Raw genomic sequence first — 17,696 nt, 5'->3', positions numbered from 1 at the left:
GAGCGGGATCACACAAGATTCTGATTCTCGTCTCGGCGCGCCTGCGCGCGGATCGCGTCGGCTGCGAATAGCGTTCGGCACCAGTCGGATACTTGACATAACGCCAACCCTATGGTTGAGGTTTAGGGTTTGCTCGAGTCGCGGACCGCTGGGAGACACGGCCCGGCCGACGCGGATCGGTGCCGAGCATCCGGAAACGACAGGCTTTGGATCGAAGGAAGGCGAGAGCCCATGACGCCCCCGCACAACTACCTTGCAGTGATCAAGGTCGTCGGTATCGGCGGCGGCGGCGTGAACGCCGTCAACCGGATGATCGAACAGGGACTCAAGGGAGTCGAGTTCATCGCGGTCAACACCGACGCCCAGGCGCTGCTGATGAGTGATGCCGACGTCAAACTCGACGTCGGTCGCGAACTCACCCGCGGCCTCGGAGCCGGCGCCGATCCCGAAGTCGGCCGCAAGGCCGCAGAGGATCACAAGGACGAGATCGAAGAGGTGCTCAAGGGCGCCGACATGGTCTTCGTCACCGCAGGCGAGGGCGGTGGCACCGGTACCGGTGGCGCCCCCGTCGTCGCCAGCATCGCGCGCAAGCTCGGTGCGCTCACCATCGGTGTGGTCACCCGCCCGTTCTCCTTCGAGGGCAAGCGGCGCGGCAACCAGGCCGAGGTCGGCATCAATATGCTGCGCGAATCCTGCGACACGCTGATCGTCATCCCGAACGACAGGCTGCTGCAGCTCGGCGACGCGGCGGTGAGCCTGATGGACGCCTTCCGCTCCGCCGACGAGGTGCTGCTCAACGGTGTCCAGGGCATCACCGACCTGATCACCACTCCCGGCCTGATCAACGTCGACTTCGCCGACGTCAAGAGCGTCATGTCCGGTGCGGGCAGCGCGCTGATGGGCATCGGCTCCTCGCGGGGCGAGGGCAGATCGGTGAAGGCGGCCGAGGCGGCGATCAACTCGCCGCTGCTGGAGGCCTCGATGGACGGTGCGCACGGCGTGCTGCTGTCGATCGCCGGCGGCTCGGATCTGGGTCTGTTCGAGATCAACGAGGCGGCCTCGCTGGTGCAGGAGGCCGCGCACATCGAGGCCAACATCATCTTCGGTACCGTCATCGACGATTCGCTCGGCGACGAAGTGCGCGTCACCGTCATCGCGGCGGGCTTCGACGGCGGCGGACCGGCCAGACGCACCTTCGACCCGGCCACCACCCGCGGCACCATCGGCGCGGGCCGGGCCGGCGAGATCGGCCAGAGCCGCAGCACCGAGTCGAGCGCGCGTCCGGCGGAGAGCCCGGCCGCCGCCACCTCCAGCAGCGTGAGCAGGGGACCGGCGCCGAGCTACCGCGACGAGCGGCCCCGTCCGGCAACCGATCCCATCGCAGGCCACACCGGCCGTTCGCACACCCCGCCGCCGGACACCGGCGACGATGACGACGACGATGTCGACGTCCCGTCGTTCATGCGACGCTGATCACCCGCGCACCCGCGCTGACCGGCGGATAGGCGAGAGCCGACTACGCTCGTCGGCATGACATCGGTTTCGGTTCGCACAGTCCGGCGCGTGGTCACGACGCGCGCCGGAGGCTACTCCGCCGCACCGTACGACTCGTTCAATCTCGGCGACCATGTCGGTGACGATCCGCAGGCCGTGCGCCGCAACCGCGAGCGGCTCGCCGAGACCATCGGCCTGCCGCCGCAGCGGCTGGTCTGGATGGAACAGATCCACGGCCGCAACGTCGAGATCGTCGACGGGCCGCGTGCCGAACCGGTACCGGCCACCGATGCGCTGGTGACCACCGTCGGCGGCTTGGCCTTGGTGGTCGTCACCGCCGATTGTGTGCCGATCCTGCTCTCCGATGACGAAGCCGGGGTGATCGCCGCGGTGCACGCGGGCCGGATCGGCGCCCGCATCGGCATCGTGCCCCGCGTCCTGGATGCCATGGTCTCGGTCGGCGCTCGCATCGACCGCATCGGCGCCTTCCTCGGGCCCGCCGCCAGCGGGCGGCAGTACGAGGTGCCCGCCGAGATGCGCGCCGATGTGGAACGGCATCTGCCCGGCAGTGCCACCACCACCGAACGCGGCACACCCGGCCTGGATCTGCGGGCCGGGCTGCGCCGTCAGCTCACCACCGCGGGCGTCGGCGCCGTCGCCGTCGATCCGCGTTGCACGATCGAGGACAAGACGTTGTTCAGCCACCGCCGCGGCGCACCGACCGGCCGGCTCGGCGGAGTCATCTGGATGGAGGAAGGGGAGCCGCAGGCGTGAGTCCGACGAGCACCGCTCAGACCCTCGACCGCCGCACCACCGAATTGGCCGCCAATCTGGCCGCGCTGCTCGACCGCATCGACGCCGCCTGCGCGGCCGCCGGCCGCGACCCGGGCAGCGTCCGCCTGCTGCCGGTGACGAAATTCTTTCCCGCCGCGGACGTGGAAATCCTTTATAGCCTCGGCCGCAGGGAGTTCGGTGAATCACGCGAGCAGGAAGCCAGCGCGAAAGTGTCCGAACTCACCCGGCACCCGGATATCCAGTGGCACATGATCGGGCGACTGCAACGCAACAAGGCCAAATCGGTGGCCCGCTGGGCGCATACGGTGCATTCGGTGGACAGCGAACGATTGGCAACGGCCCTTGACGTCGCGGCCGCCGCGGCGCTCGAGGCGGGGGAGCGCGGCGCACCGCTGAACGTGCTCATCCAGGTGAGCCTGGACGAGGATCCTGGTCGCGGCGGTGTCGCGCCGGATGCCGTTGCGGCACTGGCGGATCGGATCGCCGAGGCGCCCGCGCTGCGGCTGTCGGGCCTGATGGCGATACCTCCGCTGGAGGTGGAGCCGGCCGCCGCCTTCGCGCGGCTGGCGGCTGTACACGCCGAGCTGACCGCCGCTCATCCCGGCGCGTCGGAATTGTCGGCCGGAATGTCGGGAGATCTGGAATCGGCGATCGAACACGGGAGCACGTGTGTGCGTGTCGGTACCGCTCTCATGGGCGCCCGACCGATAACCTCGGCGTAGCAAAGAAACCTCATCAGTCACATTCGACACATATGCTGGGACCGACGAGGGGCTGAGCAAGACTTCAACACCCGGCCGTCACCGGGGCCGAAGGAAGGTCGACCAGGATGAGCGAGCGAAGTGAGCGAGCGATACACACCGCCACCATCGTGGTCACGGCGGAGTCGGGTGTCGGCAAGGGGGAGGAAATGAGCGAGCGTGGGACCAGGGCCGTCGTGGCCATGCCCGAGGCGAGCGTTAGCGAGGTGGAACGATGAGTACCCTGCACAAATTCAAGGCCTACTTCGGCATGGTTCCGCTCGAGGATTACGAAGACGACTACGTCGACGATCGTGGCCCTCGCCCGATGGACGAACGCGGTACGCGCCGGCCTCGCGACTACGCCGACCGTCCCGGCTACGGCGCCGACCGGTACGCCGACGACCGCTACGACGACGCCGAGTTCGACGAGCCGGCCTACAAGTCGCCGTACCAGGCCGGCTACCCGCCCGCCCGGCGCGACGATTACACCGCCGAGAGCTACGGCGAGGACCGTTACGAGGCGCCGCGCCGCCCCACGCGCATCGACGCCGCGGCTTCGGGCCGGTTCCGGGCCGGCGCCGGCGCGCCGATCATGCGTGGCGCCACCCGTGGTGCGCTCGCCGTCGATCCCGAGGCCGAGGAACGGCGACTGGAAGAGCGGATGCGTCCCGATCCCGTCGTCGCCCGCCGTCCCGCGATCTTCGAGGACGGAGGTCCCTTGTCCAAGATCACGACGCTGCGCCCGCGCGATTACAGCGAGGCCCGGATCATCGGCGAGCGGTTCCGCGAGGGCAACCCGGTGATCATGGACCTGGTCGATCTCAGCAATGCCGACGCGAAACGGCTGGTCGACTTCGCCGCGGGCCTGGCCTTCGCGCTGCGCGGCTCCTTCGACAAGGTGGCCACCAAGGTGTTCCTGCTCTCACCTGCCGATGTCGACGTATCGGCCGAGGAACGCCGCCGGATCGCCGAAACAGGCTTCTACAACCAGAAATAGCATCATGAACCGGGGGGAGAGCCGGATGCGGGTCGAACTGGTCGGCGCGGCCATTTTGCGCGACGCCGATTTTGCGGCAGAGTGAGGTCGTGGCCTTGTTCGCGGTGCTGTACTTCGTGCTGTTCATCTTCTGGCTGTTGCTGATCAGCCGGGTGATCGTCGAGTTCATCCGTAGCTTCGCCCGTGACTGGCGCCCCAGTGGCATCGTGGTCGTCATCCTCGAGGTGATCTTCACGATCACCGATCCTCCGGTGAAACTCCTGAGGCGGTTGATACCACCGGTGTCATTGGGGGGAATTCGGCTCGATCTGTCGATAATGGTCCTGCTATTCATCGTCTTCATCCTGATGTCGATCGTGAGCAGGCTCGGGCAGCCGGTAGCCCCGGTGTGACAGAATGGGCCGAGGACACAGCTCGCCAGATCTGCTAGATCTCCAAAAGACGCGTGAAGGGATCCTTCCATGCCGCTGACCCCAGCCGATGTGCACAACGTCGCGTTCAGCAAACCGCCGATCGGGAAGCGCGGCTACAACGAAGACGAAGTAGACGCCTTCCTGGATCTCGTGGAGCAGGAGCTTTCGCGCCTGATCGAGGAGAACGCAGACCTGCGCCAGCGGGTTGCCGAGCTCGATTCCGAGCTGGCCGATGCGAAGAAGAACCGGGGCAATGCGGCCGTCGCCACCGCGAAACAGCCGGTCCAGCAGGCACCTCCGCCCGAACCGGTGAAACCACCGGTGCCCGCGGCGCCGCCGGCGCCGATTGCCGCGCCCGCGCCCGCCGCCAAGGATCCCGCGGGCGCCGACTCCAATCTGCAGGCCGCCAAGGTGCTCAGCCTCGCCCAGGAGATGGCCGATCGCCTCACCAGCGATGCCAAGTCCGAAGCTGAGAATTTGCTGTCGAATGCCCGGGCGAATTCCGAGCGACTCGTCGGCGATGCCCGCACCCGGTCCGAGGCGATGATCGCCGACGCCCGCCAGAAGTCGGAAGCGATGCTGTCGGACGCGCAGACCCGTTCGGACAACCAGCTGCGCCAGGCCAAGGAAAAGGCCGACGCCCTGCAGGCCGACGCCGAGCGCAAGCACACCGAGATCATGGCGACCATCACCCAGCAGCGCACGGTGCTGGAAAGCCGGATCGAGCAGCTCAAGACCTTCGAACGCGAGTACCGCGTGCGGCTGAAGTCCTACCTGGAATCGCAGCTCGAAGAGCTGGAGAACCGCGGGTCCGCGGTGCCCGTCGACGGCGGCGAGGCCTTCGACACCGGTTCGAACAACCTCGCGCCCGCGTCGTTCGCCAAGGGTGGCAAATAGTCACACCTCAGACGCAGTCGGGCCGCCTGGCATCCCCTGGGGGTCACCATGCTCGTCTTGACGCTTGTCCTCGCCGCTATCGGCTTCGCCCTACTGGTCGCAGCGCTGACCACCGGCTCGGTCGTCTGGGCGTGGGGCTGCATCGTGGTGTGCGTGATCGGAGCTGTGTTGTTGCTGGTGAGCGCGTTGTCGATGGGCAAACCCGAAGGTGACGACCGGCCCCCGCAGGGCAGGCATGCCAAGCGCTGAGCGTTTGCCGGTTCGCGTGGCCGTCGCGGCGGCGTGGCCGTCGAAATACTGGTTTGACCGAACTGGTTAGAATCAAACATGAATACGGCGTCGATCCGGCCATCACCGGGGAGCCTTCGGAAGAACGGTGTGTTCGCCCAGCTAGGGCCGCCGCACACTCATTAGAACCGAACGGGTGAGCCCGTCACAGCTCAGGACGAGAGGTCCGGCGCCGGTGGGGGCGCCTGGACAAGCGGGGTGGTACCGCGGTTTCGGCGCACCGGGCGCCGGAGTCGTCCCCGTGCCGAGGAGAGTGCGCTACGGCGCACGGGCACGAGGAGACGCACCGCGATGGCGGACGAGAATTCCAGTAGCAGCGCATATCCCCGCGTCGACCTCGGCGCCGGGCCGGGCGCGTCGTTCCCCGACCTGGAACGCGCCGTACTCGACGCCTGGGCCGCCGACGACACCTTCCGCGCCAGCATCGAAAACCGCTCGCAGGCAGGCACTTCGGGCGAAGGCGAGTTCGTCTTCTACGATGGCCCGCCGTTTGCCAACGGTCTGCCACATTACGGTCATTTGCTCACCGGATATGTGAAGGATCTGATCCCGCGTTTCCAGACGATGCGCGGTAAGCGCGTCGATCGGCGATTCGGCTGGGACTGTCATGGACTTCCCGCGGAAATCGAGGCGGAAAAGCAGCTCGGTATCACGGACAAATCACAGATCGATGCGATGGGGCTCGCGGAATTCAATGCCGCGTGTAAAACGTCGGTCCTTCGGTATACCGGGGAATGGCGCGACTATGTCACCCGGCAGGCGCGCTGGGTCGACTTCGACAACGACTACAAGACCCTCGATCTCGACTTCATGGAGTCGGTCATGTGGGCGTTCAAGTCGCTCTACGACAAGGGCCTGATCTATCAGGGTTTCCGGGTGCTGCCCTACAGCTGGTACGAGCAGACCCCGCTGTCGAATCAGGAGACCCGCCTCGACGACGCCTACAAGATGCGTCAGGACCCGGCGGTCACCGTGGACATGGTGCTGACGGTGCCCGCCGAGCATCCGCTGCATGAACTCGACGGCGCCAATGCCCTGATCTGGACCACCACCCCGTGGACGCTGCCGTCCAACCTCGCGATCGCGGTGCATCCCGATGTGCGCTACGTGCATCTGCGTGGCGCCGACGGCAAGCGCTACGTGCTCGCCGCCGAACGGGTGTCGCACTACGCGCGTGAGTTCGGCGAGGAGCCCGAGGTGCTCGCCGAATACGACGGCGCCGCACTGGTCGGGCTGACGTATCGGCCGCCGTTCGACTTCTTCCTCGGCCACCCCAACGCCCACCGGGTGCTGTCGGCCGACTACGTCACCACCGACTCCGGTACCGGCGTCGTGCACCTGGCGCCCGCGTTCGGTGAAGAGGACATGGATGTCGCCACGGCCAACGGCATCACGATCGTGCAGCCGCTGGACCCTGGCGGCAAGTTCACCTCGATGGTGCCGCCGTACGAGGGCCTGATGGTCTTCGACGCCAACCCGGTGATCATCAAGGACCTCAAGGCCGCCGGAAAGCTGCTGCGGCACGAGACCATCGAGCACTCCTACCCGCACAGCTGGCGCTCGGGCCAGCCGCTGATCTACATGGCGGTGCCGTCGTGGTTCGTGGCGGTGACCCGGTTCCGTGACCGGATGGTCGAGCTGAACAAGCAGATCACCTGGGTGCCCGAGCACATCCGCGACGGCCAGTTCGGCAAGTGGCTCGAGGGCGCGCGGGACTGGAATATCAGCCGTAACCGCTACTGGGGCAGCCCGATCCCGGTGTGGGTCTCCGATGATCCGGCCTACCCGCGGGTGGACGTCTACGGCTCGCTCGATGAGCTCGAACGTGATTTCGGTGTGCGCCCGACCGATCTGCACCGTCCGATGATCGACGAGCTCACCCGCCCGAACCCGGACGATCCGACCGGAAAGTCCACCATGCGCCGGGTGCCGGAGGTGCTCGACTGCTGGTTCGAGTCGGGTTCGATGCCCTATGCCCAGGTGCACTACCCGTTCGAGAACAAGGACTGGTTCGACAGCCACTTCCCGGGCGATTTCATCGTCGAGTACAACGGCCAGACCCGCGGCTGGTTCTACACCCTGCACGTGCTGGCCACCGCGCTGTTCGACAGCCCGGCGTTCAAAACCGTTGCCGCGCACGGCATCGTGCTGGGCGACGACGGGCTGAAGATGAGCAAGTCCAAGGGCAACTACCCGGACGTGAAGGAGGTGTTCGACCGCGACGGCTCCGATGCGATGCGCTGGTTCCTGATGAGCTCGCCGATCCTGCGCGGCGGCAACCTCATCGTCACCGAGCGCGGCATCCGCGAGGGCGTGAGCCACGCACTGCGCCCGCTGTGGAACGCGTGGACCTTCTTGCAGCTCTACGCCTCGAAACCGGGTGTGTGGCGCACGGATTCGGCGCATGTGCTCGACCGCTACATCCTGGCCAAGCTCGCGGTGACCAGGGACGCGATCACCGGGGCGCTCGAGGTCTACGACATCGCCGGCGCCTGCGATGAACTGCGCACCTTCGCCGACGCGCTGACCAACTGGTATGTGCGCCGGTCGCGTTCGCGATTCTGGGAAGAGGAGCGCGACGCCGTCGACACCCTGCACACCGTGCTGGAGGTGACCACCCGGCTGGCCGCTCCGCTGCTGCCGCTGATCACCGAGGTGATCTGGCGCGGGCTCACCGGCGGGCGTTCGGTGCATCTGACCGATTGGCCGGCCGCCGAGGAGCTGCCGCACGATCCCGAGCTGGTCGCCGCGATGGACGAGGCGCGCACGGTGTGCTCGACGGTGCTGAGCCTGCGCAAGGCGCAGAACCTGCGGGTGCGGCTGCCGCTTGCCGAGGTGACCATCGCCGCGGCCGACGCCGAGCGGCTGGTGCCCTACGCCGACATCATCGCCGACGAGGTGAACGTCAAGAAGGTGGATCTCACCACCGATGTCGCCTCGCACGGCCGGTTCGAGCTGGTCGTCAATGCCCGTGCGGCCGGCCCGCGCCTCGGCAAGGACGTGCAGACGGTGATCAAGGCGGTCAAGGCCGGCGAGTGGTCGGAGAGTGCCGACGGCGTAGTGAGCGCGGCCGGTATCGAGCTGCTGCCCGAGGAGTACACCCAGCGGCTGGTGGCGGCCGAGCCGGAGTCCACCGCGGCCCTGCCGGGCAATGCCGGTCTGGTCGTGCTGAACTCGGTGGTCACCGAGGAGTTGGAGGCCGAGGGCTGGGCTCGCGACCTCATCCGCGATCTCCAGGAGACCCGAAAGTCACTCGGCCTCGACGTCTCCGACCGGATCACCGTGGTGCTCGAGGTGCCCGAGGACCGGCAGGCGTGGGCGCAAACCCATCGGGATCTGATCGCCGGCGAAATCCTGGCTACCGAGCTGACGTTCGGTGCGGCGGGTGCCGAGGCGGCCGAGTTGGTCGGCGGTGCCCGCGCCGCGGTGGCGAAGGCATGAGTGCGGCCGGTGTGGGCGGCGGGATCGGATCGCCGCCCACACCGGTTCGTTCGGGGGCCGGTCCGTGCTGCGGGCCGTCGTCCGCGCTGGCCAGAGGCGCAGGGGCGAGTGTGCTCGGCCGGTAGCTCGGCGCCGTCGAATCTCGGTCGTGCCGGATGCGGGTCGGTTCCTCCGGTCCTGCCGGGCGGTGTGGCCCCTCGTCCTCTCCGCGTTCGCGCGCTTCGTCACGATCTGCATGGTGATGTAAATCACACACCGAGGATTAGCTGAATCCGCGGTGCTCGCATTTCCGGCGCGGCACAATCGGGCTGTTGCTGCTGGGGCTGAAGTTCCTGCCGGTGCCGCAGTGACTATCGGTACGGATTGTTCTACCTGATACGCGTCCCGGTGGACGGCTCGTCGGCCGGGCCGACCGAAGGGCGAGCACGTGACGAGAACCCCACTGCGCCGGACCATCACCGGCTTCTGCTTCGCCGCCCTCGCGGCAATCACTCTGGCCACCCCCGCCGTCGCCGCACCCGACACCGGCAGCTCGTCCGGTAGCGGAGACTCGGGATCGTCCTCGGGTTCCGGATCCGGTTCCGGCTCGGGAAGTTCCAGCGGTTCGGCCGCGCTGCCGCTGCCGAGCCCCGCCGGGCTCGGCGCGCTGGCCGCCGCCATCACCCAGGCCGGCAAACCCTACGAATGGGGCAGTGAGGGGCCGCATTCGTGGGACTGCTCGGCGCTGGTCCAGTGGGCCTACGCGCAGGTCGGGGTGCGGCTGCCGCGCACGACCTGGGAACAGGCCGAGGTGGGTGCCGAGGTCCCGCGCTATGCCCTTTCGCCCGGCGATGTGGTGATCCTCAACGCCGACGCCTCACACGTCGGCATCTACGCCGGGTTCGGGCAGATCTTCAACGCCTACGGCCGCGGCGTCCCGGTCGGGCTCGCGCCGTTGAACCAGTTCGAGATCTACTCGATCCGGCGGTTCTGACTCAGTCGATCAGCTGGCGCAGCCGCGGGCCGTAATCCGGGTGGGCCAGCGCCGTGGCGAACTGGGCGACCAGGTAGTCGGCCGGATTACCGGTGTCGTACCAGCGGCCCTTGATGACCTGGCCGTACACCGCGTGCCCGGAGGCGAAGGCATTGATGGCATCGGTGAGATAGACCTCGCCGGTGCGGTGGGTGTACCAGCGTTCGGTCTGCTTGCGCAGCTCCTCGATGATGCCGGGCGTCACCACGTAGCCACCGATCGCCGCGTACGCCGACGGGGCGTCCTCGGGCTTCGGCTTCTCCATCAGCCCCGAGATGCGCAGCAACCCGTTGTCGAGATCCTCGTGCACCATCGGCACGCCGTAGCGCTGCGACTCGTTCGGATCCATCGGCATCAGCGCCAGCACCGGGCAGCCGGTGGTCTCGTAGGCGGTGATCAGCTGCTGGGCGCGCGGGGTCTCGGCGACGAAGACGTCATCGGGCCACAGCACCAGCATCGGCTCGTCGCCCAGGGCGCGGGCGGCATTGAGCACCGGGGTGCCGTTGCCGTAGGGGCCGTGCTGGTCCAGGTAGGTGATGTGGCCTGCCCGCGACAGCTCGCCGACCTCTTCGACGGCATCGGCGTAGGCGGTCTTCCCGTCCGCGCGCAGCTGCGCCACCAGCGCCGGATTGGGGCGGAAGTGGTCCTGGATCAGCGATTTACCGCCGCTGACCACGATGGTGATATCGGTGATGCCGGAGGCGACCAGTTCGCGCACGGTGTGCTCGATCACCGGCTTGTCGCCGACCGGAAGCATCTCCTTGGGGATCGCCTTGGTCAGCGGCAGCAGGCGGGAACCGATACCGGCGGCGGGAATCACAGCCTTGCGGATCATCATGGACCGATCATCACATATCCGGCGCCGCGCCGAGTCCGATCCCCGGGCCGGATCGGCGGTTCACCGGTGCCGGGGCCCGGTTGATCATGGCAGGTCAGCGCCGTTGCGGCGGTAGCTGGGCCGGGGAGGAATCCGCAGGCAAACCGGCAGCGACGAGCAGGCATCCGGGCCGCGCCGGGACCGGTGATGCGCGACTGCGCCGAACCTGTCGGTGCGCACGCGTAAATTCCTGCCCATGTGCGCCAGTCCTGGGACCGTCACCGCGTATGGCGTTCTTCTTCGAGCGGGGAGCGGCGCAGCAGCCCGGTGTCGGCCGCTGGATTCCGGGGCGGTGCACGCAGACCGTGGTGCGTCCGAAACCCGCGCCGGTGCCGATGACCGGTCGACCCGGGCGCGCTCATGATCGGAATGCCCGGGACAGCTGCCGGACCGTCCCAGCCAACGCCCGGCGACCCGATGGTGAGCCGGCAGCATCCGGCCCCCGCTGCCGATCCGGCCGCCGTCACTTCCCGCCGCTGGGTACTGCACATCGACATGGACGCCTTCTTCGCCTCCTGTGAACAACTGACCAGGCCGACCCTGCGCGGCAGGCCGGTGCTCGTCGGCGGCACCGGCGGTCGCGGCGTGGTCGCCGGCGCCAGCTATGAGGCCAGGGTGTACGGGGCGCGCTCGGCGATGCCGATGCATCAGGCGCGGCGGCTGGTCGGGGTGACGGCGGTGGTCGTGCCGCCGCGCGGCGCCGTCTACGGCGTGATGAGCGGGCGGGTGTTCGACGCGCTGCGCAGCCGCATCCCGGTGCTCGAGACGTTGTCGTTCGACGAAGCGTTCGGCGAACCCGCCGAACTGGCCGGCGCATCCGTTGCTCAGGTGCACGAATTCTGCGCCGAGCTGCGGGCGCTGGTGCGCGAACGCACCGGGCTGGTCGCCTCGGTGGGCGCCGGTACCGGCAAACAGCTCGCCAAGATCGCCTCCGGCCTGGCCAAACCCGATGGCATCCGGGTGGTTTCGCCCGCCGAACAACAGCAGCTGCTCGCCGCCCTGCCGGTGCGCAAACTCTGGGGGATCGGCCCGGTGGCCGATGCGAAATTGCGCTCGCTCGGCATCGAGACCGTCGGCGCGTTCGCGGCGCTACCGGAGGCGGAGGCGGTGTCGATCCTCGGCAGCAGTGTCGGCGCGGCGCTGCACCGGTTGGCGCGCGGCATCGACGACCGGCCGGTCACCGAGCGCGCCGAGGCCAAACAGATCAGCGCCGAGACCACGTTCGAACACGACATCGTCACCCTGGATCGATTGCGTCCGGCCATCGACGACATGGCCGCATCCGCGCATCGCCGCCTGGCCCGCGACGGCCGCGCCGCCCGCACGGTGGTGCTCAAGCTCAAGAAGTCCGATATGAGCATCGTCACCCGATCGTTCACCCTGCCCTACGCCACCGAGGACCTCGCCACCCTCACCGCCGCCGCCCAGCGCTCGGCCATCGACCCGCAGGAACTCGGCCCCATCCGCCTGGTCGGCGTCGGCTACGGGGGGTTGTCGGATGTGCGCCAGGAATCGCTGTTCCCGGAGCTGGACCGGATGCCGGAGCTCGCCGCGATCGTCCGCGACGACGAGCTGGAGGTCGACGAGCCGGTCCTCACCTCCGCCGGGCGTAGCGCCCGCCTCGGTCCCGAGTCGTCAGCCGACCAGGCGCCGCGTGGTGACGCAAAGCCGGACCGTGATGCAGGGCCGCGGGGTGACGCGGTGCCGGGCCATGACGCGGTGCCGGGCCATGACGCGGGGCCGGGCGGTGACGCAGGGCTGGGCGAAGACGCGGTGCCGGACCGTGACGCAGGGCCGGGCCATGACGCGGGGCCGGGCGGTGCTGCGGGGCCGGGCGGTGGCGCGGTGCCGGGCGGTGATGCGGGGCCGCGCCGTGACGCGGAGCCGAGCGGTGACGCGGAGCCGAGCGGTGACGCGGAGCCGGGCCGTGACGCGGAGCCGAGCGGTGACGCTGAGCCGAGCGGTGACGCAGGCCTGGGCCAAGACGCGGTGTCAGACCGTGACGCGGGGCCGGGCGGTGGCGCGGTGCCGGGCGGTGATGCGGGGGCGCGCCGTGATGCGGGGCCGGGCGGTGGCGCGGGGCCGGGCGGTGGCGCGGGGCCGGGCGGTGGCGCGGTGCCGGGCGGTGATGCGGGGCCGCGCCGTGACGCGGGGGCGAGCGGTGACGCGGTGCCGGGCGGTGCTGCGGGGCCGGACCGTGCTGCGGGACCGAGCCGTGATACAGGACCGAGCCGTGATGCGGGGCCGGGCCGTGCTGCGGGGCCGAGCGGTGAGGCGGGGCCGGACCGTGCTGCGGGGCCGGGCGGTGCTGCGGTACGCCGTGATACGGGGCCGAGCCGTGATACGGGGCCGAGCCGTGACGCGGTGCCGGACCGCGGCGCGGGGCCGAGCGGTGATGCCGGGTCGGGCGGTGGTCCGGCGAGTGGCGGTTCCGCGGTGACCAGTGCGATCCGCCATGCTCCGGCCGAGGCGGCGGCACCGCTCTGGCATCGCGGCACCGACGTCCGCCACCCGGATTTCGGTCATGGCTGGGTGCAGGGCGCCGGGCACGGCCGGGTGACGGTGCGGTTCGAGACCCGCTCGACGGGACCGGGCTCGGCGCGTACCTTCGCGGCAGACGATCCCGCGCTGTCGCGGGCCGACCCGCTGGGCAGTCTGGACTGACGGGTACGCGCCCGACCGACCGGCGGGTAGCCTTGGTAACTCGTGCAGCGTCGCCGGTCGGGCGGGGCTGCCATAGTGCCAACGACACAACCCCACTCGAACGCAAAGGACGAGCAGTTGAAGCTTCGTAAGACCGGACGCATCGCCATCGCGGGCCTGGCCGTGGCCGCCGCGCTGACCATGACCGCGTGTGGTAGCGACGACAAGGAATCGGACAAGCCGGCCAAGTCGACCACCACCAGCCAGTCGACGACCGCCGACGCCGCCGACCCCAACCTGCCGCCGGTCCCCACCGTCGAGGAGCTCAACCAGCAGCTGCAGCGCGCGCTCGACCCGAACGTGCCGAACGAAGAGAAGCTGCAGTGGATCCAGGGCGCCGAGGCGGATCCGAACCTGCCGAACACGCTGACCCAGGCCTACCAGCAGTCCGGTGCCTCCATCGAGGTGGTCCGGGTGACCGCCCTCGGTGACACGGTCAGCGCTGACGCGAACTTCGTGATCAACGGCCAGACCAACCCGGTCACGGTCCCGTTCGTCGCCGAGGACGGCAAGTGGAAGGTCCAGCAGCAGTGGGCCTGCGACATGCTCAAGGCGGCCAGCATGCAGTCGCCGGCCTGCCCGGCCTGATCGGCTCGCACACCTGAACAACGCGTAACGGTCGATGCCCACCGGGGCATCGGCCGTTACGCGTAGGTGCGCCGCCGCCACCCCGATCGGCGGCGAACCGACCACACAGCCCTACCCGCTAGTATCGAGCTCCGTGGCTGACACGATGGTGTGGGCGGGCGAACGGCCCGGCGAGACAACCGAACCCCGTCCGGCACCCGTTGATCGTGGTGGCCGGGCGCGGCCGGTCGCCATCGTCGCCGCACTCATCGGCGCGCTGTGCGCGCTCGCGGTGCCGTTCCTCCCGGTGCGCATGGACGCCGCCGCGATCAGCTGGCCGCAGGACGACGCGGCCCGTAGCGTCGCGGCCCCGCTGGTGTCGTATGCGCCGATCGGGTTGACCGCCGAGGTGCCGTGCGCGGCGATCTCCCAGCTGGCCGATTCCGGCGGCGTGGTGTTCTCCACCGTCCCGCGCCAGTCGGCCGATATGGAACGCTACGGCTTCGTCGTCAAGGTCGTCGCCGACACCCCGGAACGTCCCGGCCGCGTGGACGCGGTCTCGCGCAACACCCTGCTGTGGTCGGCGCCGCTGGATCAGGTGCGTGGTCAGGACTGTGCGCTGTCGATCGACGTCTCCACCGCGCGGGCGGCGGTGTCGGTGACCGGCGCGGGCCCCGCGGGCGCCGCCACCGAACGCGATCTGCGTCCGCAGGTGGTCGGCGTGTTCAGCGATCTGGCCGGTGCCGTGCCGGCCGGGATGCGTGTCGATATCGAGGTCGATTCGCGCTACTCCACCTCGCCGACGCCGATCAAGCTCGTCGTCATCGTGCTCGCCGTGCTGGCCACGCTGGTTTCGCTGGTGGCGCTGTATCGGCTGGACCGCCTCGACGGCCGCCGCGCCCGCCGGTTCCTGCCCGCGCGCTGGTGGCGGTTGACCCCGGTCGACTTGGTGGTGTTCGCGACGCTGCTGGTGTGGCATTTCATCGGCGCCAACACCTCCGACGACGGCTACATCCTCGGCATGGCGCGCGGGGCGCAGAGCTCGGGCTACATGTCGAACTACTACCGCTGGTTCTCCGTCGACGAGGCGCCGTTCTACACGCCCTACACCGACGTCATCGGCTGGATGACGCATGTGTCGGTGGCGAGCACCTGGGTGCGGTTGCCGGTGCTGCTCTCGGCACTGGTCTGCTGGTGGGTGATCAGCCGCGAGGTGATTCCGCGCCTCGGTGCCGGTGTGCGCGACAGCAAGATCGCGGTGTGGACCTCGGCGCTGGTGTTCCTGGCGTTCTGGCTGCCCTACAACAACGGCCTGCGCGCGGAGTTCGTCGTGGCCACCGGCGTGATCCTGACCTGGGTGTCGGTCGAGCGCGCCATCGCCACCCGGCGGCTGCTGCCCGCGGCGCTGGCGATTCTGATCGCCGCGATGACGTTGACCGCCGCGCCGTCGGGTGTGATCTGTGTGGCCGCGCTGATCGCCGGGGCGCGCACGGTGACCGCGGTGATCGTGCACCGCGCCAAGACTGTCGGTTATCCGGCACAGCTGCTGCCGTTGTTCGCGGTGGGCGTGCTGGTGCTGACGGTGATCTTCGCCGACCGCAGCTTCAGCGCGTTCACCGAGATGCTGTACGTGCACGACCGGATCGGTCCCGGTGAATCCTGGTTCTTCGAATACCTGCGCTACCAGTACCTGATCCAGCCCAGCGGCGACGGCTGGCTGACCCGCCGCTTCGGTGTGTTCCTGATGTTCGTGTGCCTGCTGGTGTGCGTGGTCACCATGTTGCGCCGCGGCGGCCACATCCCCGGTACGGCGGCCGGGCCGTCGCGGCGCATCATCGGCATCACCTTCGGCGCCATGGTGCTGATGATGTTCGCGCCGACCAAGTGGAACCATCAGTTCGGTGTCTTCGCCGGGCTGGCCGCCTGCGCGGCGGCGCTCGCCGCTGTCGCGGTGAGCGCGAAGGTGATGCGCCCGGTGCGCAACCGGGCGCTGTTCGCGGCCGCGGTCTTCTTCACCCTTGCGATGAGTTTCGTTGCCGCCAACGGCTATTGGTATGTGTCGTCGTGGGGTATCCCGTGGTGGGACAAGCCGCCGTCGTTCGCCGGTTTCGGGTTCTCGACGTTCATGATGGGCCTGACGGTGCTCGCGCTGGCGGTGGCCGCGTGGTTCCACATCCGCCCGGGCGCCGAGCCCGCACCCGGGTCGGCGGCGGGGCGGCTCGCGCGCACACCGGTGCTGATGATCGTGGCGGCCGCCATGGTGGTGTTCGAGGTGGCGTCCTTCGCCAAGGCCGCGGTCGCCCAGTACCCGGCCTACTCGCTGGCGAAATCCAATATCGCCGCGACCTTCTCGGATGGTTGCGGCCTTGCCGACGACGTTCTGGTCGAGCCGGATCCGAACGCCTCGATGCTGCGGCCGCTGTCCGGTGACAGCGCCGCCGCGCTGGCCGGGACCGAATCCACCGGCTTCACACCCAATGGTGTGGCCCCGGTCCTGGTGTCCGAGGAGCTCGAAACCAGTACCGGCCGAGCCAATACGGTGTCCTCGGACCCGGACGAGATCCGCGATGCGGCGGCCTCGGCCGGCTCCACCTCGGACACCTCGACCGGTCGCGGCGTGAACGGCAGCAACGTGCCGTTGCCCTTCGGCCTGGATCCGGCCACCACGCCGGTGCTCGGCACCTACAGCGCCGACGATCAGGTTCCGGCCGCCCTGACCACCGACTGGTATCGGCTGCCCGACGTGGTCGACGGCAGCCGCGGCGACATCATCGCCATCGCGGTCGCGGGCCGGATCCGTTCCGTCGACGCCGACGGGATCGAACGGCCCGGCCAGCGGCTCGAACTCGAATACGGCAGCACCCGGCCCGACGGCAGCGTCGCCCCGCGCGGCACGATCCTGCCGCTGGATATCGGCCCCGCACCGGTGTGGCGGAACCTGCGCGTCCCGCTGGACCAGCTGCCCGGCGACGCCGACGTGGTGCGCGTGGTCGCCGAGGACAAGGATCTCGGCGCCGACCAGTGGCTGGCCGTCACCCCGCCGCGGGTGCCGCAGACGACAACGGTGACGCAGTTGCTGGGCTCGCAGACCCCGGTGCTGCTGGATTGGGCTGTGGGACTGAACTTCCCGTGCCAGAACCATCTGCCCACCCGCTACGGCGTCTCCGAGCTGCCGCAGTACCGGATCCTGCCCGACCGTGGTGGCGCTTCGATCACCACGATGTGGCAGGCCCACGATGGTGGTGGCCCGCTCGGCTGGACCCAGCTGCTGTTCACCGCCCGCACCCTGCCGGCGTATCTGGATCAGGACTGGGACAAGGACTGGGGTTCCATCGAGCAGTTCATTCCGGTGGATCCGGAGGCCGAGGCCGCCAGGGTCTCGGTCGAGCAGGTCCGGCGTTCGGGCACGTGGACGCCCGGCCACATCATCACCTCGTACTGAGCCTGTGGCTGCGCTGGGCGACGCTCG

Annotated in this window: 13 protein-coding genes and 2 pseudogenes; 14 read left to right on the top strand and 1 reads right to left on the bottom strand. The window is 69.2% G+C overall.

All coding sequences use genetic code 11. The features are described from left to right. Positions 1-231: 231 nt before the first annotated feature. The 10 genes from ftsZ (at position 232) to AC5W7N_RS23090 (ending at position 10,041) form a co-directional block, all read left to right on the top strand. The gene (gene ftsZ, locus AC5W7N_RS23135) at positions 232-1,473 is read left to right on the top strand and encodes a cell division protein FtsZ (protein WP_495922133.1); all 1,242 of its coding nucleotides are present in this window, start codon (positions 232-234) and stop codon (positions 1,471-1,473) included. A gap of 57 nt (positions 1,474-1,530) precedes the next feature. After that, a complete protein-coding gene (gene pgeF / locus AC5W7N_RS23130; RefSeq protein WP_194992555.1) occupies positions 1,531-2,268 on the top strand; it encodes a peptidoglycan editing factor PgeF in 738 nt (245 codons plus the stop codon). Further along, positions 2,265-3,011 (top strand): YggS family pyridoxal phosphate-dependent enzyme, encoded by a 747-nt coding sequence (locus tag AC5W7N_RS23125; RefSeq protein WP_194992554.1) that lies wholly within the window; start codon positions 2,265-2,267, stop codon positions 3,009-3,011. The genes pgeF and AC5W7N_RS23125 overlap by 4 nt, the downstream gene beginning before the upstream one ends. A gap of 107 nt (positions 3,012-3,118) precedes the next feature. Next, positions 3,119-3,268, top strand: coding sequence for a hypothetical protein (locus AC5W7N_RS23120; RefSeq protein WP_194992553.1), 150 nt, complete (start codon positions 3,119-3,121; stop codon positions 3,266-3,268). Next, positions 3,265-4,029, top strand: a complete 765-nt coding sequence (locus tag AC5W7N_RS23115; RefSeq protein WP_194992552.1) for a cell division protein SepF — start codon at positions 3,265-3,267, stop codon at positions 4,027-4,029. The genes AC5W7N_RS23120 and AC5W7N_RS23115 overlap by 4 nt, the downstream gene beginning before the upstream one ends. Positions 4,030-4,118: 89 nt before the next feature. Further along, entirely contained in the window at positions 4,119-4,421 is a 303-nt protein-coding gene (locus AC5W7N_RS23110; RefSeq protein WP_036535351.1) for a YggT family protein, read from the top strand. Positions 4,422-4,490: 69 nt separating this feature from the next. Continuing rightward, positions 4,491-5,339, top strand: a complete 849-nt coding sequence (wag31, locus tag AC5W7N_RS23105) for a DivIVA-like cell division protein Wag31 (RefSeq protein ID WP_163815579.1) — start codon at positions 4,491-4,493, stop codon at positions 5,337-5,339. A gap of 48 nt (positions 5,340-5,387) precedes the next feature. Further along, positions 5,388-5,588, top strand: coding sequence for a DUF2207 domain-containing protein (locus AC5W7N_RS23100; RefSeq protein ID WP_163815577.1), 201 nt, complete (start codon positions 5,388-5,390; stop codon positions 5,586-5,588). A 330-nt stretch (positions 5,589-5,918) separates the two neighbouring features. Continuing rightward, positions 5,919-9,068 carry an isoleucine--tRNA ligase gene (gene ileS, locus AC5W7N_RS23095; protein WP_195021069.1) on the top strand — a complete coding sequence of 1,050 codons (3,150 nt, stop codon included), beginning with the start codon at positions 5,919-5,921 and terminating at the stop codon, positions 9,066-9,068. A gap of 427 nt (positions 9,069-9,495) precedes the next feature. Continuing rightward, positions 9,496-10,041, top strand: a complete 546-nt coding sequence (locus tag AC5W7N_RS23090) for a C40 family peptidase (RefSeq protein WP_375139413.1) — start codon at positions 9,496-9,498, stop codon at positions 10,039-10,041. A 1-nt stretch (position 10,042) separates the two neighbouring features. On the opposite strand, the gene AC5W7N_RS23085 is transcribed toward AC5W7N_RS23090, so the two are convergent. Further along, positions 10,043-10,918 (bottom strand): UTP--glucose-1-phosphate uridylyltransferase, encoded by an 876-nt coding sequence (locus AC5W7N_RS23085; protein WP_036535374.1) that lies wholly within the window; start codon positions 10,916-10,918, stop codon positions 10,043-10,045. 456 nt (positions 10,919-11,374) lie between these two features. Here AC5W7N_RS23085 and AC5W7N_RS23080 point away from each other — a divergent pair. The 4 genes and pseudogenes from AC5W7N_RS23080 to AC5W7N_RS23065 all read left to right on the top strand — a co-directional run. Further along, positions 11,375-12,502, top strand: a pseudogene (locus AC5W7N_RS23080) (DNA polymerase IV); the annotation flags it as partial. Between the two features lie 939 nt (positions 12,503-13,441). Then, positions 13,442-13,621, top strand: a pseudogene (locus AC5W7N_RS23075) (DUF3553 domain-containing protein); the annotation flags it as partial. A gap of 117 nt (positions 13,622-13,738) precedes the next feature. Next, on the top strand, positions 13,739-14,248 hold the full coding sequence (locus AC5W7N_RS23070; protein ID WP_194991245.1) for a WKL family lipoprotein: 510 nt from the start codon (positions 13,739-13,741) through the stop codon (positions 14,246-14,248). A gap of 145 nt (positions 14,249-14,393) precedes the next feature. Continuing rightward, complete coding sequence (locus AC5W7N_RS23065; RefSeq protein ID WP_495924180.1) at positions 14,394-17,669, top strand: arabinosyltransferase domain-containing protein; 3,276 nt, start codon at positions 14,394-14,396, stop codon at positions 17,667-17,669. The last annotated feature ends 27 nt before the right edge of the window (positions 17,670-17,696 follow it).

Source organism: Nocardia sp. CDC519 (genome assembly GCF_059509835.1).
The sequence above is the reverse complement of the archived record's forward strand: the minus strand, read 5'-3'. Positions and strand labels throughout refer to the sequence as shown.